Annotated in this window: 14 protein-coding genes and 6 tRNA genes; 9 read left to right on the plus strand and 11 right to left on the minus strand. The window is 63.1% G+C overall.

What is annotated here, in order from left to right; genetic code table 11:
• Positions 1–279: 279 nt before the first annotated feature.
• From MKZ40_RS04495 to MKZ40_RS04515, 5 genes are all read left to right on the plus strand, one after another.
• Complete coding sequence (locus MKZ40_RS04495) at positions 280–1,176, plus strand: choline ABC transporter substrate-binding protein (protein ID WP_254627209.1); 897 nt, start codon at positions 280–282, stop codon at positions 1,174–1,176.
• An 86-nt stretch (positions 1,177–1,262) separates the two neighbouring features.
• Positions 1,263–1,339, plus strand: a tRNA-Met gene (locus MKZ40_RS04500).
• 174 nt (positions 1,340–1,513) lie between these two features.
• Positions 1,514–1,589, plus strand: a tRNA-Asn gene (locus tag MKZ40_RS04505).
• Positions 1,590–1,667: 78 nt separating this feature from the next.
• Positions 1,668–1,743 (plus strand) — tRNA-Asn (locus MKZ40_RS04510).
• Between the two features lie 96 nt (positions 1,744–1,839).
• Positions 1,840–1,915, plus strand: a tRNA-Asn gene (locus MKZ40_RS04515).
• A 451-nt stretch (positions 1,916–2,366) separates the two neighbouring features.
• Here MKZ40_RS04515 and MKZ40_RS04520 read toward each other — a convergent pair.
• On the minus strand, positions 2,367–4,475 hold the full coding sequence (locus MKZ40_RS04520; RefSeq protein WP_175088365.1) for a carboxy terminal-processing peptidase: 2,109 nt from the start codon (positions 4,473–4,475) through the stop codon (positions 2,367–2,369).
• Between the two features lie 291 nt (positions 4,476–4,766).
• Between MKZ40_RS04520 and MKZ40_RS04525 the strand changes: the two genes are divergently transcribed.
• Positions 4,767–6,095 carry a M18 family aminopeptidase gene (locus MKZ40_RS04525; protein WP_175088364.1) on the plus strand — a complete coding sequence of 443 codons (1,329 nt, stop codon included), beginning with the start codon at positions 4,767–4,769 and terminating at the stop codon, positions 6,093–6,095.
• A 205-nt stretch (positions 6,096–6,300) separates the two neighbouring features.
• On the opposite strand, the gene MKZ40_RS04530 is transcribed toward MKZ40_RS04525, so the two are convergent.
• A tRNA-Met gene (locus tag MKZ40_RS04530) sits at positions 6,301–6,377 on the minus strand.
• An 81-nt stretch (positions 6,378–6,458) separates the two neighbouring features.
• Entirely contained in the window at positions 6,459–7,793 is a 1,335-nt protein-coding gene (locus MKZ40_RS04535) for an FAD-dependent oxidoreductase (protein WP_175088363.1), read from the minus strand.
• 196 nt (positions 7,794–7,989) lie between these two features.
• Here MKZ40_RS04535 and MKZ40_RS04540 point away from each other — a divergent pair, with 196 nt between their 5' ends.
• Positions 7,990–8,940 carry a LysR family transcriptional regulator gene (locus MKZ40_RS04540; RefSeq protein ID WP_175088362.1) on the plus strand — a complete coding sequence of 317 codons (951 nt, stop codon included), beginning with the start codon at positions 7,990–7,992 and terminating at the stop codon, positions 8,938–8,940.
• Positions 8,941–9,088: 148 nt separating this feature from the next.
• Here the strand turns inward: MKZ40_RS04540 and ychF are convergent, their stop codons facing one another.
• The 8 genes from ychF to MKZ40_RS04580 all read right to left on the minus strand — a co-directional run bounded on the left by ychF (position 9,089) and on the right by MKZ40_RS04580 (position 16,472).
• Positions 9,089–10,180 carry a redox-regulated ATPase YchF gene (gene ychF, locus MKZ40_RS04545; RefSeq protein ID WP_175088361.1) on the minus strand — a complete coding sequence of 364 codons (1,092 nt, stop codon included), beginning with the start codon at positions 10,178–10,180 and terminating at the stop codon, positions 9,089–9,091.
• Positions 10,181–10,468: 288 nt separating this feature from the next.
• Positions 10,469–11,053: an aminoacyl-tRNA hydrolase gene (gene pth / locus MKZ40_RS04550; RefSeq protein WP_043335900.1), complete on the minus strand. Its 585-nt coding sequence runs from the start codon at positions 11,051–11,053 to the stop codon at positions 10,469–10,471.
• A 32-nt stretch (positions 11,054–11,085) separates the two neighbouring features.
• Positions 11,086–11,718 carry a 50S ribosomal protein L25/general stress protein Ctc gene (locus MKZ40_RS04555; RefSeq protein WP_175088360.1) on the minus strand — a complete coding sequence of 211 codons (633 nt, stop codon included), beginning with the start codon at positions 11,716–11,718 and terminating at the stop codon, positions 11,086–11,088.
• A 179-nt stretch (positions 11,719–11,897) separates the two neighbouring features.
• Positions 11,898–12,839 carry a ribose-phosphate pyrophosphokinase gene (locus MKZ40_RS04560; protein ID WP_172978614.1) on the minus strand — a complete coding sequence of 314 codons (942 nt, stop codon included), beginning with the start codon at positions 12,837–12,839 and terminating at the stop codon, positions 11,898–11,900.
• Between the two features lie 72 nt (positions 12,840–12,911).
• Positions 12,912–12,986, minus strand: a tRNA-Gln gene (locus tag MKZ40_RS04565).
• Positions 12,987–13,015: 29 nt separating this feature from the next.
• A complete protein-coding gene (gene ispE / locus MKZ40_RS04570) occupies positions 13,016–13,888 on the minus strand; it encodes a 4-(cytidine 5'-diphospho)-2-C-methyl-D-erythritol kinase (RefSeq protein ID WP_175088359.1) in 873 nt (290 codons plus the stop codon).
• 50 nt (positions 13,889–13,938) lie between these two features.
• Positions 13,939–14,583 (minus strand): lipoprotein insertase outer membrane protein LolB, encoded by a 645-nt coding sequence (gene lolB, locus MKZ40_RS04575; RefSeq protein ID WP_175088358.1) that lies wholly within the window; start codon positions 14,581–14,583, stop codon positions 13,939–13,941.
• Between the two features lie 122 nt (positions 14,584–14,705).
• Positions 14,706–16,472, minus strand: coding sequence for a tetratricopeptide repeat protein (locus MKZ40_RS04580; protein ID WP_175088357.1), 1,767 nt, complete (start codon positions 16,470–16,472; stop codon positions 14,706–14,708).
• A 596-nt stretch (positions 16,473–17,068) separates the two neighbouring features.
• Here MKZ40_RS04580 and hemA point away from each other — a divergent pair.
• Both hemA and prfA read left to right on the plus strand, forming a co-directional pair.
• Entirely contained in the window at positions 17,069–18,340 is a 1,272-nt protein-coding gene (gene hemA, locus MKZ40_RS04585) for a glutamyl-tRNA reductase (protein ID WP_043335883.1), read from the plus strand.
• Positions 18,337–19,422, plus strand: a complete 1,086-nt coding sequence (gene prfA, locus MKZ40_RS04590; protein WP_175088356.1) for a peptide chain release factor 1 — start codon at positions 18,337–18,339, stop codon at positions 19,420–19,422. Before hemA ends, prfA begins: the two co-directional genes overlap by 4 nt.

Raw genomic sequence — 19,422 nt, forward strand, 5'->3', positions numbered from 1 at the left:
GCAGTCCGGGAGGGTATCAGAGGGGAGGCGGGCGAGGAATCGAGGTCAGGTGACGGCCAGCGACAGGCGGGCGTGAAAGACTGTGGGTTGGCGAGGTCGGTTGGTAAAAGCGCTACAGTGCGGTAGAACATGGAAGGGCAGCATGTCGATCTCAACGTAGGTTGAACGTTGCACCGGCGCTTGAGAGTTGACTGACAATGAACAATAAAACAAGGGGTTAGCATGAAACGATCACCTGGTAAGGTGCTGTTGGCACTGGGCGTCATCGCCGTGCCGGTCATGGCGAATCAGGCCCTGGCCGCCGTGACGGAAGAATGTCGCACTGTGCGTTTCGCCGAAGTCGGCTGGACGGACATCACGGCAACCACCGCCCTGACGCGTGCCGTGCTGGAAGGGCTGGGCTATGAGACGACCTCTGACACCATCTCGGTGCCGATCGCCTATGCCGGCATGAAGAATGATGACTTCGATGTCTTCCTGGGCAACTGGATGCCGTCGATGGCCTCCATCAGTGACCCCTACATCGACAAGGGGCAGGTCGATCGCCCGCGCGCCAATCTCCAGGGCGCGAAATACACCCTGGCGGTGCCGCAGTATGTACTGGATGCCGGCGTGACCTCGGTGGCGGACCTTGCCGACAATCTCGAGAAGTTCGACGGTCGCATCTACGGGATAGAGGCGGGCAACGACGGCAACATGATCATTGCCGACATGATCGACGACGACGCCTTCGGCATGGGCGAGTTCGAGATGATTGACTCCTCGGAAGCCGGCATGCTGGCGGAAGTGAAATCGAAGATTGCCGCCAAGGAGTGGGTGGTGTTCCTTGGCTGGGAACCGCACCCGATGAACACCCGCTTCGAGATGGGCTATCTGGAAGGGGCCGATGATTACTTCGGGCCGAATCTGGGCGGTGCGACGGTGTATACCAACACCCGCGCGGGCTACAGCGAAGCATGCACCAACGTCGGGGCCCTGCTTTCCAATCTCGAGTTCACCCTGGAGATGGAAAACCAGTTGATGGGTGACATCATGGATGGCGGCGAAGACCCGGATGACGCGGCGGCCAGTTGGCTCAAGCAGAACCCGCAGGTGCTGGAGGCCTGGCTCAAGGGGGTCGAGACCGTGGAGGGCCAGCCTGGCCTTGCCGCGGTGAAGACATCGCTGGGGATCTGATCGGCCCGTCGGGCTCGTCTGTTGAGCTTTTGATAAAAAGTGCTTGCAATTCAGCAGCCTGACCTGCAATATACGCCTCGTCGTGTGGCTACATAGCTCAGCTGGTTAGAGCACATCACTCATAATGATGGGGTCCCCTGTTCAAATCAGGGTGTAGCCACCAGTGATTCCAAGGCCTGCATCCGTGCGGGCCTTGTCACATCTGGATGTCGCTTCGTGCGCTTTCGGAGGTGGATCCGGCAGGAGGAATCCAGCGAGTTCTGCGGTGGTCTGAATGGCCGAAGGTGGTTGACGCCATTGAGTATTTCCGTATAATTCGTCGCGTGTTCAAGGTTGTTCCTCGATAGCTCAGTTGGTAGAGCAAATGACTGTTAATCATTGGGTCACAGGTTCGAGTCCTGTTCGAGGAGCCAATAGCACATGCAGCATGCTTGAAATGTCAGCCTGATAGCATCCATGATGATGTCACTGACATATGGATTTCCGGTCGTTCCTCGATAGCTCAGTTGGTAGAGCAAATGACTGTTAATCATTGGGTCACAGGTTCGAGTCCTGTTCGAGGAGCCAATCCAAGGCTTCCTGCCAATGCCGGAAATGACGCTGATAGATGAGTTCCTCGTCGTCAGCTTCGATATCGCCCTGATATCGATCGATATTTGTTGTTCCTCGATAGCTCAGTTGGTAGAGCAAATGACTGTTAATCATTGGGTCACAGGTTCGAGTCCTGTTCGAGGAGCCAATATCATTTCCCTGCTTCCCCTCGTGTTCTCTGCTGGTGGCATCATCGCTGCCTGAGCTTTGCTTGTTGCTTTGCGCTTGAGCTCTGTTCGTAATCCTGGCTTGTCAGCCCTGCTCATCAATCCGTTCCTGCTCCTCCACCTGTCAGATGTCTCGTGCTTTCTGCCTCGAGCGTGCTCTCGCGTCGCCAGCCTTCTACTGTCGTTCTCTACGCGGCTCTGCCTGACGTTGTGATGCTGGCCATTGTGTTTCTGCTGCTGCGCTTTCTGTCTAGTTGCTGCTGTCTGTGCGTTGTTGTGCGCGCGTTGCTGCCTCGCGCGGCCGTGATGCTGCGTGCCACAGACTTTCTTTGTGGCAAGAAAAAGCCCCTGCGCTCGGTGTTGCATGAGAGCAGGGGCCTTGGCGGTCGACCAGCTTCGTCAAACGCGGGTCATGGCGCGAGTCCTGAGGGCCTAGCGATCACCGGTGAGGTGGGCGTAGTCGAGCAGGATCTCGGCACTTTCCTGAAGCTGGGCCTGATCGATCGGGTCCTTGGCTTCCTTGTCGCTGCTGCCTTCTTCGATACCGGCTTCCTGCTCGGGAACGCTCTCGGGGGAAGAGATGTGGTCGCTGGCGGCATCGAGTTCGGCAAAGCTTGTCAGTGGCTCGAGGTTGAGGGCACGACGGCGTTTGTTTTCCAGTGCCAGCTGCTCGGCTTCCTGGGCATCCATCTCGCGTTTGCGCTGCTCGCGATTGAGGCTGATGCTGGTCTGCTGCGCGCGCAGTGCCTTTGACAGCGCGACTTCGCTCTTCAGGTAGCTGAAGTTGGGGTCCTGTTCGACGCGGCTCTGGTGGCGGGCGCGCAAGGCGGCCAGATAGCGTGCTGGTTCACCGTAGCGGCGATACTTCACCGGGCGTACCTGGTCCCAGGGCAGCGCGTAGTCGAGGCTGGATTCGCCGATCTCCTGCGGGTCGATGACGCTGGGGAAGGCGATGTCCGGCTTCACACCCTTGTTCTGGGTCGAGTCGCCGGAGATGCGATAGAACTTGGCGCGGGTCAGCTTGATCTCGCCTTCGCTCAGCGAGGAGATGGTCTGCACCGTGCCCTTGCCGAAGGTCTGGCTGCCGAGTATCGGGCCGCGGCCGTAGTCCTGGATCGCGCCGGCGAAGATTTCGGATGCCGAGGCCGAGAGGCGGTTGACCAGTACGGTCAGCGGGCCGTCATAGTGGGTGCCGGCGTCGGTATCGCCGTAGAGGCTGATACGGCCGCGTGCATCACGCACCTGCACGGTGGGGCCGCGATCGATGAACAGGCCGATCATCGAATTGGCTTCCTGCAGGGCACCGCCGCCGTTGTTGCGCAGATCGAGAATGATGCCTTCCACCTGCTTGGCCTTCAGTTCATCGATCAGGCGCGCCACGTCGCGGGTGGTGCTGCGGTAGTCGTCTTCACCGGCCTGCCAGGCATCGAAATCGACATAGAAGGCGGGCACATGAATGACGCCGATCCTGTGGACGCCATCATCGCGCTTGACGTCGATGACCTTGGCATTGGCGGCCTGGTCCTCGAGCTTGACGGTGTCGCGGGTGATATCCAGCTCACGCGTCTTGGTGACATCCAGTGACTGGGCCGGGATCACTTCCAGGCGCACGACGGAGCCCTTCGGGCCACGGATCAGATCCACGACATCATCCAGGCGCATGCCGACCACGTTGGTCCACTCGCTGTCGCCCTGGCCCTGGCCGACGGCCACGATGCGGTCAGCCGGCTTGAGTTCGCCATCCTTCTCGGCAGGGCCGCCGGGCACGAGGCTCGAGACCTTGACGTATTCGCCTTCGGATTGCAGCAGGGCGCCGATGCCGTCCAGTGACAGCTTCATCTGGATGTCGAAGGATTCACCCTGACGCGGCGAGAAGTATTCACTGTGCGGGTCGATGCTGCCGGTCACGGCATGCATCACCAGCGTCAGGATATCTTCATCGTTGGTCTGCTTGATGCGCTTGAGCTGATTGGAATAGCGCTCGCTGAGCGTCCTGGCGATCTCGTCATCGCTCTTGTCGGACAGCGACATCGACAGCCAGGCATTCTTGAGGCGCTTGCGCCACAGCTCGTCGAGCTCCTGCTCGCTATCGGCCCACGGGCTGTCCTTGCGGTCCAGCGCCAGGCGATCGTCCTTGTCGAAATCGAAGCTCGGCTTGGCATCCAGCGTCTTCACCAGCCAGGTGAGGCGTGCGGTGAGGCGTTGTTGATAGCGATCGTAGAGTCCATAGAGGCGCTCGAGGTCACCATCGACCATGGCGTCGTCGAAATCATGACGCAGGTCGCTGAATTCGCTGATGTCCGCATCCAGCAAGTAGGCTTTCTGGGGGTCGAGAGTCTTGAGGTATTGCGTGAAGGCGCGGTTGGCCCAGTGGTCATCCAGGGTCACATCTTCGTAATGCCCATAGCGCAAAGACTCGGCAACTTCGCGAGCAGCCTGTGCATCGGCGTCAGTAGGGGTGACCGCGGCACTGGCAGGGCCGGCCATGGCAAGACACAGGGCAACGAATGCCGTGCGCCGGACGTTTGCGAACAGGCTCATCAATGAAGCACTCCCGATTCATGTACACTCTGCTCCCTGAACGACCTCCCCGCAGGGGGTCGAGCGGGCATTGTAGCAGTCTCATGCACCATACACAGTTGTCTGGCGTTGATGCGTTGGGGTTGTGAAAACTCTGTCAGCGCAGGCCTTTGGCTGGCATGTCGCGCCTTTGGACGCCCCCTGTGTGGTGACTGGATGGCAGTCGTGTCATCGAAGGGTCATCACAGGTTTTCCCATCATGTTTCTTCTTATACAGTGCCTTGCATATATCTTCGAGGACCAGACGCCATCATGACTCATGCGATTGCGGATTCCCGCGTTCCCGCACTGCTCGACTTCCTGTCTTCTTCTCCCACGCCGTGGCACGCGACGGCTTCCATGGCGCAGCGTCTTGAGCAGGCGGGCTACCGTCGCCTCAGCGAGACATCTTCCTGGCAGCTGGCGCCCGGTGATCGCGCCTATGTCACGCGCAATGATTCCTCGTTGATCGCCTTTCAGCTCCCGAAGGGTGATACGCCGCTGAGCTCACTTCGGATGATCGGTGCGCACACCGATTCGCCTTGTCTGCGTTTGAAGCCCAATCCGGCACAGGTCAGTCAGGGCTGGTTGACGCTGGGTGTCGAGACCTATGGCGGCGTGTTGCTGAGCACCTGGTTCGATCGCGATCTGGGGCTTGCGGGGCGTGCCCAGGTGCGGCATGCGGACGGTCGTCGCGAGACGCTGCTGCTGGCGGTCATGCGTCCGTTTGCCTGCGTGCCGAGCCTGGCGATCCATCTGGATCGTGACGTCAACAGTGGGCGTGCCATCAATGCCCAGACCCAGATGTCAGCCGTGGTCATGCAGCTGGATGACGAGGCCGGGACGCCCGCGGAGGCCTTCAACGCGCTGTTGATCGATCTGATCGAGGAGCAGCACGGCGTGCGGGTCGCGGATGTCGTCGACTTCGAGCTGGGCCTGCATGATCTGCAGCCGGCGGCGCAGTCGGGGCTGAAGGGCGAGTTGATCACCAGTGCCCGCCTCGACAATCTGCTGTCCTGTTTCGTCGGTCTCGAGGCGCTGCTGGAGGCCGACGGCAGTCAGGGGGCGCTGTTCGTCACCACCGATCATGAAGAAGTCGGCAGTGCCAGCGCCTGTGGTGCCCAAGGGCCCTTCCTTGCCGATGTGCTCAAGCGCATCAATCACTACGTCGGCTTGGACAGCGAAGAAGGCTATCAGTGCCTTGTGCAGCGCTCCTTGATGATTTCTTGCGATAATGCTCACGCCGTGCACCCCAATTTCGCAGACAAGCATGATGCGAGGCATGGGCCGAAGTTGAATGCCGGGCCGGTCATCAAGGTCAATGCCAATCAGCGTTACGCCACCAACAGCACCACGGCCGGGCTGTTCCGCGAGATGTGTCGCGAGCAGGATGTGCCGGTGCAGACCTTCGTCAGTCGTGCCGACATGGGCTGTGGCAGCACCATCGGGCCGATCACCGCCAGTGAGGTGGGGGTGCCGACCCTGGATGTGGGGCTGCCGCAGTGGGGCATGCACTCGATTCGTGAGACATCCGGCAGTGCCGATGTCGCCATGCTGATCAAGGTGCTGGTAGCCTTCTGCAATCGCGAGCAGCTGGACTGAGTCGAGCCGGAGTGTGCTGGGAGAGCGGGCGCGTAGTGTAAGAAGACGAGCCCGGAAAAAGGGCGGCCTGTGGGTCGCCCTTTTTGTTGCCTGTGACCTGGCTCGAGGGCTACGGCGCAGGGCGCCGGATGCGCGAGTCATGTGTATAGATCGCGCACAACGAAAAAGGCCTGACTGCAAGCAGTCAGGCCTTTCGAATCTTGGTTGGTGGCTACACCCTGATTTGAACAGGGGACCCCATCATTATGAGTGATGTGCTCTAACCAGCTGAGCTATGTAGCCGTCCAACGGAGGCGAATATTACGGATTGCCCGTGATGTTGTCAATGCATCAGCGCGAAAAAGTGGCAGGGAATTCATCGGGCTAGCGTCCAGGCCGCGCAGCGAGGGCATCAGGTAGGCTATCGGAGAGTGTGCCGGGGAGAGCCTCTCGCGAGATGGCGCGTGCGATGAGGTTGCCACTGGCGCAGGCCAGCGTGAAGCCCAGGCTGCCATGGCCGACGTTCAGCCACAGATTGCCCGGGCTGTTCGCTTGCCGGGGAGGGCCGAGGATCGGCGGCCCCTTGGGCGTACTGGGGCGCAGTCCGGCCCAGGGAGTGGCCTGCGCGAAATCGCCGGCTTCGGGGAAGGTATCGCTGGCCAGCTTGCGCAGGGCGGCAATGCGCTGCTCATCCAGTTCGGGGTGGAAGCTGTCGCGTTCCCGCTGGCCGATATCCACCATCGCCGCGACGCGCAGCTGGCGCGATGCCGACGACTCCAGGTCGGCGTAGACCACCTTGCGTGCCGAGTCGGTGACGCTGATGCGCGGCGCGGCCGTCTCGGGGGTGTCAGCCGTCAGCGCCAAGGTGAGGCTATAGCCCTTGAGCGGCTGCAAGGGCAGGCGGATACCCAGGGGGCGTACCAGCTCGGCGGCATGATTGCCGGCCGCGATGACGACCTCATCGACGGGGAGGCATTCTCGGCGGCCATCAAGATGTCTGAGATCGAGCTGCGCGATGCGCCCGTTGCGTGCGCTCAGCGGGGCGACGCGGGTATTGGCGATGCGTGTATAGCGCTCGGAGGCCTGCAGCTTGCGCTCCAGTGCCTGACAGAAAGCATGGCAATCCGCCGTCTCGTCCGAAGCGCTGAAGATGCCGCCCGACAGATGGGCTTGCTGGTGGGTCAGTGAGGGCTCCAGCGCGATGCATTGGCGTGCATCGAGTACCTGTTGGTCCTGCGGGGCGACGCGCGCGGCGGCCGCCTTGTCGAGCACCTCGGGATCACGATGGATCACTAGCTTGCCGCGCTGCTGCCAGGCGAAGTCGCCGAGCGCATCTCGTGCGCGCCACTCGCTCATGATCGCCTGGCTGTGCAGCGCCAGCGAGAGCATCTGAGTTGCGCTGGCCTGATGGGTAGGGTGATTGCAGGCGGCCACAAATCGGGCCATCCAGCGCCATTGTGCGGGGTCAAGATTGGGGCGCAGTTTCAGCGGTGCCTCGTTGCCTGCCAGCAGCCACTTGATGGCCTGGCGGGGCACGCCGCTATCGGCCAGTGGTGCCACATAGCGATAGCTCAGCTGACCGCCATTGGCGCGGCTGGTCTCGCTGGCAACCTCGGCATGGGCGTCGATCAGGGTCACGCAGTGGCCGGCGCGCACCAGGGCGTGGGCACTGGCGAGGCCGATCACGCCGCCTCCGATGACAGTCACGTGGCGTTGCATGCTGGGCTCCCGGGTCGTGAAGGTCGTGAAGGTCGTGTTGCGTTGTGCTCGAGCTTGCCGGTCGCTTGCGTGAGTGGCGAATGAAAAGGATGTGTCGCGTCATAACCCGAGGTTATGGGGTAACCTGATGCACAGGCGCTCAAGTGCGCCCTCAAGTGAGCCCTCTAGATAAGACAACCGGACAGGAAGATAGTGCATGCGGCTCAGGGACCTGGAAATCTTTCACGCCGTCCTGCAGGCCGGCAGCGTGACCGGCGCGGCGAGGTTGCTGCATATCTCCCAGCCGGCGGCGAGCAAGGCGCTGCAGCAGGTCGAGCGCCAGTGGGGCATTACGTTGTTCACGCGCAGTGCAGGGCAGCTTCATCCCACCGAGGAGGCGCGCAAGCTGGAAGCGGCCAGCCAGGGAATGCTCGGTCAGCTGGACGATGTGAGGCGGCTGGTCGATGGCTTGCGCGAGGGCGAGGCACGCACGCTCAAGGTGGTGGCGACGCCTGCCATCGCCCAGCAATTGCTGCCACAGGCACTGGGTCAGTGGCGCAGGCGTCAGCCACGGGTCAGCTGTGAGCTGGCGACCCAGCATACCCGCGAGATCGTCGATGCCCTGTTGCTGCATGAGGTCGATATCGCCTTCACGCTGAGTGCGCCGACGCATCCTGCACTGATGACGCGTCCGCTGGTGCGCATGCCGCTACTGGTGCTCGCGCCCGAAGGGTATTGGGCACAGGACTGTCAGCAGACGCCGATGACGGTGGCGGAGCTGGCCGGTCAGCGCCTGATCGCCCTGGGGGCGTACGATCCGCTGGCGCGGCGACTCGATGGTCTGCTGGCGAGCGTGGCGCAGGAAGCTTCAAGCGCTTTGCCATCTTCACCGCGCATCATGACGCGAGTGCAGACCTATCCCCTGGCGGCGGCGCTGGTTCAGGCGGGGGAGGGGCTGGCGGTGGTCGATGCACTCACGGCGCATGCCGCCACTACGGAGCGCGGCTTGAGCGCGCGTCAGCTGCCCCAGGCGGGTGAGCTGGTGCTGAGTGCCATGTGGCGACGCGAGGCGGGTCGTTCGCGGCTGGCGCAGACGCTGGCAGATCAGCTCGCCAGACAGGCCGCGCAGTGGCTGCAGGTGCCGCTGGTAGAGCCCTCGGTGAACTGAGCCTACTGCTGGCTGAGCTTCCGCTGGATGAGGTTTCCGCGCCACAACGCAGAACGCCCCTGGCCTCGTGAGAGATCAGGGACGTTCCGTCAGGACAGGCTGTCAGGGCATCAGCTGGGCCCGGGCGTCGCCGGGCACCTGTGAGCCATCAGACATTGAAGCGGTAGTGCACCACGTCGCCATCCTTGAGGATGTAGTCCTTGCCTTCCAGGCGCCACTTGCCGGCATCCTTGGCGCCTTGCTCGCCCTTGTAGGCGATGAAGTCGTCATAGGAAATGACTTCGGCACGGATGAAGCCTTTCTGGAAGTCGGTGTGGATGACACCAGCGCCTTCCGGTGCGGTAGCGCCGATCTTGACGGTCCAGGCACGCACTTCCTTCACGCCAGCGGTGAAGTAGGTCTGCAGACCCAGCAGCTCATAACCGGCGCGGATGACGCGGTCCAGGCCCGGCTCTTCCATGCCCAGCTCATCGAGGAACATCTCGCGCTCTTCCTCGTCCAGCTCGGCGATCTCGGCTTCGATCTTGTTGCACACCGGCACGACGCTGGCGCCTTCGTTGGCGGCAATGCCGCGCACGATATCGAGGTAGGGATTGTTCTCGAAGCCTTCCTCGCTGACGTTGGCGATGTACATGGTCGGCTTGAGGGTCAGGAAGCCGAAGCCGCGCACGATCTTCAGGTCGTCATCGCTGAGGCCGAAGCTGCGCAGCGGCTGGCCTTCGGCCAGGTGCGGCTGGATACGTTCCAGCACGGCCTTGGTGGCGATGGCTTCCTTGTCGCCGCCCTTGGCGACACGGGTCAGACGCTGGATGCTGCGCTCGACGCTGTCGAGGTCGGCCAGGGCCAGCTCGATGTTGATGGTCTCGATGTCGGCGGCCGGGTCGACGTGGTTGGCGACGTGGATGACGTTGTCATCCTCGAAGCAGCGCACCACGTGCGCGATGGCGTCGGTCTCACGGATGTTGGCCAGGAACTTGTTGCCCAGACCTTCGCCCTTGGAAGCGCCCGCGACCAGACCCGCGATGTCGACGAATTCCATGGTGGTCGGAATCACCTTCTCCGGCTTGACGATCTCGGCCAGCGCGTTCAGGCGAGGGTCAGGCATCGGCACGATACCGGTGTTCGGCTCGATGGTGCAGAAGGGGAAGTTCTCGGCGTCAATGCCAGACTTGGTCAGTGCATTGAAGAGAGTGGACTTGCCGACGTTCGGCAGGCCGACGATGCCGCAATTGAAACCCATGGCGCTAGATCCTGGTGTGACGTATCGAATGGGGCGTGGCACTGGCAGTCGTCTCGACCAGCAGGCTCTGAGTGCACAGACACTGGGCATGCGGGGAAACGAGTGGGCAGGCACGGAATGAAGACAGGCGGGAAGTGTAAGGCCTCATGCCGCCGAGGTCATCCATTGGGCGCATGTCGCGCGACAAATGATGCCTTTTGCTGCTGATCGCGTGGCGAGACACTCATACGCAAGCGAGGTGATGCGTTGAGCGAATCACCGAAATTCGGAGAGGGGTGATGCAGGGGTTCAGCTCTTGAAGGAGTGCAGGCGATTCATGGCCCGCGCCCATTCGCCACTGATGGCGTCGGGGAGGGTCATCACCACTTCGTCGATGGCGTCGTCGATGGCCTGGCGTTCAGCCTTGCCGGGACGCCCGAGCACGAAGTTGGTCACCAGCTTGGCATTGCCGGGGTGGCCGATGCCGATGCGGGCACGATGGAACGACTTGTCGTTGCCCAGTGCACTGATGATGTCGCGCAATCCGTTATGACCACCATGGCCGCCACCCTGCTTGTAGCGGGCGGTGCCGGGGTCGATGTCCAGCTCATCGTGAGCGACGAGCAGTTCATCCGGTGCGAGCTTGTAGAAGTTGCACAATGCGGCCACGGCCTGACCGCTGCGATTCATGAACGTCGATGGGAACAGCAGATGCAGATCCTGACCTGCGAAGTGGACCTTCGCGTACTGGCCATGGAACTTGCGTTCCGGACGCAACGTGGTGTGACCGTGGCGCGCAAGAGCGTCAAGGAGCCAGACGCCGGCATTGTGACGGGTGTCTTCGTATTCGTTCCCCGGGTTACCGAGGCCGATGATCGCTTTCACTCGTGACATGCGTCGTCTGGCTCCTTGATCAGAAGGCTGCGTTATTCTGCAGCGGCTTCTTCGCCTTCAGCGGCATCTTCTGCGTCAGCAGAGATGTTCGGACGAGTGACGTTGACCACAGCGGTGTCGTGATCGGCACCGTGAGACAGTGCAACGGACTCGGCGCCTTCCGGCAGAGCGATGTCGGACAGGTGCAGGGTGTGGCCAACTTCCAGCTTGGACACGTCCAGCTCCAGGTATTCCGGCAGGGCTTCCGGCAGGCAGCTGATTTCGACGTCGGTTGCCAGAATGTGCAGGACGCCGTCCTGATCCTTGACGCCGACACAGGCTTCCTGACCAGTGATGTGCAGCGGCACGTTCATGGTCAGTTTGTGGGTCGGGTCGATGCGCAGGAAGTCGATGTGAGTCAGCAGCGGCTTGAACGGGTGACGCTGCAGGTCACGGATGACGACTTTCTCGGCCTTGCCAGCAACATTCAGGGTGATGATGGAGGAGTAGAACGCCTCATCGTCAACCGCCTTGTACAGGCTCGGCTTGTCGACCATGATCGGAGTCGGGGCCTTGTCGGCGCCGTAGACGATTCCCGGCACGAAGTCGTTCGTACGACGCAGGCGGCGGCTCGCACCTTTCCCCAGGTCTTCACGAACTTCAGCATTCAGTTTGAACAGTTTCATTTTGCAGATACCTCAAGGGTCTAATGAGAATCCGGCAGCCCCCGCGACCAGAGCGCTGCCGGATCCATGAGGCCGGCCCGGAGATTTCCGGGCCGGCCGCTTGTTGGCAGATGATGGATCATCTGCCGGTGTCAGTGCCTCTTCCCCGAGCAGTGGCGAGCAGGGCCCGCCGCCAGGACTCAGTGGAACATGGCGCTGACGGATTCTTCGTTGCTGACGCGACGGATCGCCTCGGCGATCAGGCCAGCGACTGTCAGCTGGCGGATCTTGCCGGAACGACGCGCGGCGTCGGACAGCGGGATGGTGTCGGCCACCACCACTTCGTCGAGGACGGAGTTGGTGATGTTGTCGACCGCCGGGCCGGACAGGATCGCGTGGGACGCATAGGCCACGACGCGGTTGGCGCCATGATCCTTGAGTGCCTCGCCCGCCTTGCACAGGGTGCCGGCGGTATCGATCATGTCATCGACCAGCACGCAGGTGCGGTCCTTGATATCACCGATGATGTTCATCACCTGGGCCTGGTTGGCCTGGGGGCGACGCTTGTCGATGATGGCCAGCTCGCAGTTGAGCTGCTTGGCGATGGCACGGGCACGTACCACGCCGCCCACATCCGGGGAGACGACGATCAGGTTGTCATAGTTCTGACGTTCGATGTCGTCGAGCAGGATCGGTGAGCCGTAGACGTTGTCCACCGGCACATCGAAGAAGCCTTGGATCTGATCGGCATGCAGGTCCATGGTCATGACGCGATTGACGCCAGCCTTGACCATCATGTCCGCGACCACCTTCGCCGAGATCGGCACGCGAGCAGAGCGCACGCGGCGGTCCTGACGGGCGTAACCGAAGTAGGGAACGACCGCAGTGATACGCGCCGCAGACGCACGACGCAACGCGTCCACCATCAGGATCAGCTCCATCAGGTTGTCGTTGGTCGGTGCGCAGGTGGACTGCATGATGAAGACGTCCTTGCCGCGAACGTTTTCGTTGATTTCTACCGCAATCTCGCCATCGCTGAACTGACCGACGGTTGCATGGCCCAGGCGGGTATCGAGGGCTTCAGCTACCTTGCGGGCGAGAGCGGGATTGGCATTCCCCGCGAATACCATCAGTTTTGACACGCGCAGCCACCTTTGGAGTCTTGTGGGATCTCGGGAGTGGAGAATTCCGGGTTGACCGGGAACGGCCAGGATTGGCTGGGGTACCAGGATTCGAACCTGGGAATGTCGGTACCAGAAACCGGTGCCTTACCACTTGGCGATACCCCAGCAACGTTCACTTCAACCAGTTGCTGTGCTCAGGCCGAAGCCAGAGCGGCATGTAGAGGGGAGATATTGCAACCGCGTGCCGAGAAGGCGTGCCACATCGGGCGCTCGAGTTCGAGTCGACCCAGCACCTCGCTGGCCTGTCGTGCGTCGTCAAACGCACAGAACACACAGGCGCCGGTGCCCGTCAGTCTGGCGGTGCCGAACTGGTCCAGCCAGTCCAGGGCGTCGGCGACTGCCGGGTACAAAGTGCGCACCACGACTTCACAGTCGTTGCGGCCCCCCTGCAGTGCGCGCGCCATACTAATCGCGAGGCTGGAACGTGTCAATTGCGGGTGGCCGAACACGGCGGGTGTGGCGACCTCGACACCGGGGTGAATCACCACGAACCATGGGGTGTCCAGCGGGGCTGGCTCAAGGCGTTCACCGATGCCCTCGGCCCAGGCGGCGAAGCCGCGCACGAACACCGGCACATCCGCGCCAAGCGACAGACCGAGCTCGGCAAGGGCGTCTTCGCCAAGCTCGAGCCCCCAGAGTCTGTCCAGTGCCAGCAGGGTGGTAGCGGCGTCGCTGCTGCCGCCACCCAGACCGCCCCCCATCGGCAGCACTTTCTCCAGCGTGATATCGACACCGGGCAATACGGTGGGTGACGCGACCTTGCCCTGCGCGTGCGCTGCTTCTCGCAGCAGGCGCGCGGCGCGCACGATCAGGTTGGCCTCTTCGGGCACACCTTCGATAGGCGGTGAGAGGCGGATGGCCTCATCGTCGCGCAGCGTGAAGCTGAGGCTGTCGCCGTGCTCGAGAAACTGGAACAGCGTCTGCAGTTCGTGATAGCCATCGGCACGCTGACCCGTGATATGCAGCATGCGGTTGAGCTTGGCCGGGGCGGGCAGCGTGAGTGTCATGGTCGATGCGGATGTCGGAGTCGTCATGGAAGAAGGAGAAGGTGTCACGATTACAGCGCCTGCCACTGGTTGATGATGAGAGTGGCAGTGAGGTCGCCGTAGTAAAGCTTCATCTTGCGCGGTAGCCACAGCCCTTCGGCGCGGGTCCAATCCTGATAGTCCACCTCCCAGCCGTCCTGGTAGAGGGTGGTCGGGAAGCCCAGTGCATCCGTCTCGAGATCATGCTCGCCAGCGGCCGGTACACCGCGCACCCAGTTGTCGAGGGCGCCCAGCGGCAATGACCAGCCCAGTTGCGCCAGCATCAGGCTCTCGGCATCCGGGGCTTCGAAGTCGCCCTCGGAGGAGGAGAGGCGCACGCCATCGGCATCGCGGACCAGAGTCGTGCGTCCCGCGCCCAGCGGGCCGGTGATCAGCATGTGGTAATCATCGCCGTCCTGCTGCCAGTCGAGGTTGGCGCTGTGGCCTTCCTCGGGAGTGCGAATGCCGACCTTGCCTGCCAGCTGCCAGTGGGTCAGGGCGGCAAGTTGCGCGTCCTGTTGCTGCCAGTCGCCGTCGCTGCGCGTCAGATCACCGGCATTGTCGCTGGCCATCTGGCTGGCACAGCCGCTGAGCACCAGTGTCATGGCCAGCAGGGCTGGCCCGAGCAGGCGGCGTGTCTGGCTCAGCAGGGAGAGTGACAGGGGAGAAGTGATCATGACGCGAAAGCCTTCCGGATGGCGAGAAGATGAGTGACGGTGAGTGAGGCTCCACTCACTGGCGGGTCAGGATAATGGACTCGCCAGTGGGCAGAAAGTGCCGGGTAGCGTGGCTGCGTACTTCAGGGCGCATCTACCACCGGGCGTAGCTCGGGGATGTGCTGGAACAGGGCTTCGAGCTCGCTGGCTTCTTCAAAGCGCTCGCTCAGCTCTATCGCCAGGCTACGGGCTTCATCCTCGCGGCCCAGCGCCCATAGCACCTCGATGAGATGAGCGCCGATCTCGGCATCCTGCTGCTGGGCCCAGGCGGCTTCCAGCGGTGCCAGTGCATTGTCGAGGTCGTCGGTCAGATATCGGCCCCAGCCAAGGCTATCCAGAATGGCCGCGTCGTCGGGCGACAGCGCATGGGCGCGCTCGATCAAGGCCAGTGCTTCTTCAAGGCGACCCGTCTCCACCAGCAGGGTGTAGCCGAGCGCGTTGTAGGCGCTGGCGTTGTCGGGTTCCAGCGCGATGACTTCCCGCAGGTCTTCTTCCATGCCGCCCAGCTCATCATCTTCCAGACGGCGGATGCCGCGCAGGAACAACAGGCTGCCCAGCTCGCTTTCCAGCGTGTTGCGCGTGTCGGTCTCCTGGCCGGCGATGGCTTGCTTGAGCGCCTTGCGGCGCGTGGCGATGCTGCTGTTCAGCAGGGCCTCGGCCTCGGCATACGCCTCCTGGGAGTCGAGCAGGTCGATCTCGAAGCTCAGCAGCGTCATGGCATGGCGCGGATGGCGCAGGCGCTCCACGGCCAGTAACTGACGTGCCTCGTCCGTGCGCTCGTGTTCGACCAGCAACTGGGCGGCACGGGCGCGACTGGAGATGTAGCGCTCGCCGTCCGGCACCTGCCGGTAGTAAAGAATGGCGTTGTCGACATCGCCGCTGGACTCGGCGGCCAGCCCCAGCAGGGCGTAGGCGGCGTCCGGCACCGGGTCTTCATCGAGCAGCGGCAGCAGCAGGCGATGGGCGTCCTCGGGCGAATCGGCATCAAGATAGAGGCTGGCCAGCGCCAGACGCAGACGTGGCGCGTTGGGATGGCGGGCAATGAGGCTATCGATGCGCTCGCGTGCCGCGTCCAGATCGCCGCCGGCCAGTTCGGTCTGCGCGGCGCTCAGGATCAGACGGCTGTCGTCGGGGGCGAGCTCCAGGCCACGGGCTACCGCGCGCCGCGACGCCTCGAGACGGCCCGCGCCGCGCTCGATCTCGCTGCGCGCCAGCCAGAGCTCCGCCAGCGTGGCGTGAGCGCTTTCCAGGCGCACCAGGCGCGCACGCGCCGCCGCCTCACTGCCCAATGCTGCCTCGAAGAGTGCCGCGGCAATCTCGGGCATCGGTTGTTCGGGGTACCGGGCGATATGCGTTTCCAGCATCGCCAGCAGAGGCTCGAGTTCGGCGCCTGCGTCGATGGCCTGCTCGGCCAGGGTCGCCAGATTGCCATTGCCGCCACTGGCGGTAAGCATCAGACGCTGCTCGAGTGCGGCCTGCCAGTCGCCTCGCTCGACCGCCAGGCGCGCGCGGATGATGCCGGGCTCGCTGGCCGACTCATCGAGTTGCTGCCAGCGTTCGGCGGCGCGCTCCAGCAGCGCCGGGTTGTCGGCGAAGCGCGCCGCGAGCACGGCGCGGCGCGCCAGTTCCGGGTCATCGAAGTGACGGCTGGCGGCCAGATAGCCATTGGCGGCGCGGGGATAGTCACCGCGCTGTCCGGCAAGCTCGGCGCTCAGCAGCTGATTGAGGCTGTCGGCATCCAGGCCCTGCTGGACGGGCGGCGCCGTGGCCAGCGGGTCAGGCTGTGCCGTCAGGGGCGCGGAGTCGCTCATCGACTGACAGCCGGTCATGCCCAGCAGCAATCCGCTCACGACACAGGACTTCCACCCGCCGCGTGGGCGGCGGGGAGTATCGAGGCAGGCGTGAGCGTGCGGGGGGCTATGTTCAGCGGCAGTCGAAGCGTGCATGCAACCTCGCGTTTGTCAGTGTGGGCAGAATGGGGAGCGGGGCGATCGAGCCGCAGGCCGGGTCATGCGCGCGCATGGCGCTGACCAAGGCGTCGTCTCTTGCAGCATAACGGCTGGCGGCGAGCGGGGATAGCGTTGCCGACGTGTGGGTGTGGCATGCCCCAGCAGATACCTCGTTTGGCGAAAGATCCGCCGCGTGGGCTGATAGCGAGAGCCTGCCGGCATCATGGAAAATCCTCATCGGCTGCGGCATGTTGCGGGGTCGCGTGGTTCGGACGCTGTGGTAGAATGAGCGCGCCAACATTACGATTTCAGCCGCTTCGGCAGCCCAGTGTGCCTTTATGTCAGTCGCCCTTGTCCCCATTGAGTCGACAGGCGTGAAAGCACGAAGCCTATGCGGATTGCCTGCTGTCTCTGATGCTGCCTCGTGGCAGTCCAGAACCGAGAGCCGCCTGACATTGACGCCGATCCCTGCCGGCCAGACCCTGACGACTGACTCCATGACCCTTCTTGCCCTTGGCATCAATCACCGCACCGCCGCCGTTGACGTGCGCGAACGCGTTGCTTTCACGCCTGCGCAGCTCGATGCCGCGCTGGGCGAATTGAAGCGCCTGCCGGCGGTCTCCGAAGCGGCGGTGCTGTCGACCTGCAATCGTACCGAGCTCTACTGCGTGACCAGCGATGGCGCCAAGTCGGTGCTCGAGTGGCTGGGACGTTTCCATCGTCTGCCGGTGGAGGAGCTGTCACGGTGCAGCTATCAGCATCTGGGAGAGGAGGCAGTACGCCATCTGATCCGTGTCGCGGTGGGACTTGACTCGATGGTGCTGGGCGAGCCGCAGATTCTGGGGCAGCTCAAGGACGCCTATCAGTTCGCGCGCAATTCGGTGGGGCTGGGCGGTGAACTCGAGCAGCTCTTCCAGCACATCTTCCAGGTCGCCAAGCAGGTGCGTACCGAGACCGGTATCGGCGAGAATCCCGTCTCGGTGGCCTACGCCGCCGTCAGTATGGCCAGTCACATCTTCGATGACTTCTCGCGCGCCAATGCCCTGTTGATCGGTGCCGGCGAGACCATCGAGCTCGTCGCGCGCCACCTCAAGGAAGCGGGCATCGCCAATCTGTGCATCGCCAACCGCACCGTGTCGCGGGCCGAGCGTCTGGCCGACGAGCTGGGCGGGACCGCCATCGGCCTGGAAGGCATTCCGCATGCCCTCGAGAATGCCGATATCGTGATAGCCTCCACCGCCTCCCAGCTGCCGATTCTCGGCAAGGGCATGGTGGAGCGTGCACTCAAGAAGCGCCGTTACAAGCCGGTGTTCATGGTCGACATCGCCGTGCCGCGCGATATCGAGCCGCAGGTCGGCGACCTCGACGACGTCTTCCTCTATACGGTCGATGACCTGCAGGAAGTGATCGACGAGAATCGTCGCCACCGCGAGCTGGCCGCTGCCCAGGCAGAAGAGCTGATTCGCCAGGGCGTCAACGCCTGGTTGCACCTCAAGCGGGTGCGCAGTGGCGGCGAAGTCATCAAGCGCTACCGCAGCCATGGCGAGCAACTGCGCGCCGAATGCGAGGCGCAGGCGCTGGCGGAGCTCGATCAGGGACGCGACCCCCAGGAAGTGGTCGCGCAGCTGGCACGCCAGCTGGCCAATCGCTTCATGCATCACCCGACGCTGGCACTGCGCCAGGCCTCGGGGGACGATCGCCAGGATATTCTTCAGACGGCCCAGACGCTTCTGCTCGCGCCGGCTGATTCATCACAGGACCCTTCATGAAAGACAGCCTCATCACCAAGCTCGACACCTTCCATGACCGCTTCGAGGAGATCTCCGCACTGTTGTCGGAGCCCGAAGTGATCGGGAACCAGGCCAGGTTCCGCGACCTGTCGCGGGAGTACGCCGAGCTTGAGCCATTGATCGAGGCATGGCGCCGCCATCGCGGCCTGAAGGATGATCGCGAGGCCGCACTGGTGATGGCCGAGGACAGTGATCCCGAGATGCGCGACATGGCGCGTGAGGAAGTCCGCGAGACCGAGGCGGCACTCGAGACGCTGGAAGCCGAGATCACCCAGCTGCTGATTCCGCGCGACCCGGATGATGGTGCCAACGTCTTCCTCGAAGTGCGCGCCGGCACGGGCGGTGACGAGGCGGCGCTGTTCGCCGGCGACCTGTTCAAGATGTACTCGCGCTACGCCGAGCTCAAGGGCTGGAAGGTCGAGACCGTCAGCGCCAGCCACGGCGAGCACGGCGGCTTCAAGGAAGTCATCGCCCGCGTCAAGGGCGAGGGCGTCTACTCGCGTCTCAAGTTCGAGTCCGGCGCGCACCGCGTGCAGCGCGTGCCTGCCACCGAGTCCCAGGGGCGTATCCATACGTCCGCCTGTACCGTGGCGGTGATGCCCGAGGCCGATGAAGTCGGCGACGTCGACATCAATCCGGCCGATCTGCGTGTGGATACCTATCGCAGCTCCGGCGCCGGTGGTCAGCACGTCAACACCACCGATTCCGCGATTCGCATCACCCACCTGCCCACCGGCGTGGTGGTGGAGTGCCAGGACGAGCGCAGCCAGCACAAGAATCGTGCGCGCGCCATGTCACTGCTGGCGGCACGCCTCAAGCAGGCCGCGGTGGACAGCCAGGCCCAGGCCACCTCCGATGCGCGTCGCAAGCTGGTCGGCTCGGGGGATCGCTCCGAGCGTATCCGTACCTACAACTTCCCGCAGGGTCGTCTGACCGATCACCGCATCAACCTGACGCTCTACAAGCTCAATGAAGTGATCGCCGGCCAGCTGGACGAAGTGATCGAGCCGCTGGTGGTGGAATACCAGGCCGATCAGCTGACCGCATTGCAGGAGCAATAA

The sequence above is a fragment of the Cobetia sp. BMC6 genome, assembly GCF_029991385.1.
Taxonomy (GTDB): domain Bacteria; phylum Pseudomonadota; class Gammaproteobacteria; order Pseudomonadales; family Halomonadaceae; genus Cobetia.

What these genes read in the sequence shown, in the direction of transcription:
- MKZ40_RS04495 (WP_254627209.1), top strand. Translation starts at nt 280, where the DNA reads ATGGCGAATCAGGCCCTGGCCGCCGTGACGGAAGAATGTCGCACTGTG.
- MKZ40_RS04520 (WP_175088365.1), bottom strand. Translation starts at nt 4,475, where the DNA reads ATGAGCCTGTTCGCAAACGTCCGGCGCACGGCATTCGTTGCCCTGTGT.
- MKZ40_RS04525 (WP_175088364.1), top strand. Translation starts at nt 4,767, where the DNA reads ATGACTCATGCGATTGCGGATTCCCGCGTTCCCGCACTGCTCGACTTC.
- MKZ40_RS04535 (WP_175088363.1), bottom strand. Translation starts at nt 7,793, where the DNA reads ATGCAACGCCACGTGACTGTCATCGGAGGCGGCGTGATCGGCCTCGCC.
- MKZ40_RS04540 (WP_175088362.1), top strand. Translation starts at nt 7,990, where the DNA reads ATGCGGCTCAGGGACCTGGAAATCTTTCACGCCGTCCTGCAGGCCGGC.
- ychF (WP_175088361.1), bottom strand. Translation starts at nt 10,180, where the DNA reads ATGGGTTTCAATTGCGGCATCGTCGGCCTGCCGAACGTCGGCAAGTCC.
- pth (WP_043335900.1), bottom strand. Translation starts at nt 11,053, where the DNA reads ATGTCACGAGTGAAAGCGATCATCGGCCTCGGTAACCCGGGGAACGAA.
- MKZ40_RS04555 (WP_175088360.1), bottom strand. Translation starts at nt 11,718, where the DNA reads ATGAAACTGTTCAAACTGAATGCTGAAGTTCGTGAAGACCTGGGGAAA.
- ispE (WP_175088359.1), bottom strand. Translation starts at nt 13,888, where the DNA reads ATGACACTCACGCTGCCCGCCCCGGCCAAGCTCAACCGCATGCTGCAT.
- lolB (WP_175088358.1), bottom strand. Translation starts at nt 14,583, where the DNA reads ATGATCACTTCTCCCCTGTCACTCTCCCTGCTGAGCCAGACACGCCGC.
- hemA (WP_043335883.1), top strand. Translation starts at nt 17,069, where the DNA reads ATGACCCTTCTTGCCCTTGGCATCAATCACCGCACCGCCGCCGTTGAC.
- prfA (WP_175088356.1), top strand. Translation starts at nt 18,337, where the DNA reads ATGAAAGACAGCCTCATCACCAAGCTCGACACCTTCCATGACCGCTTC.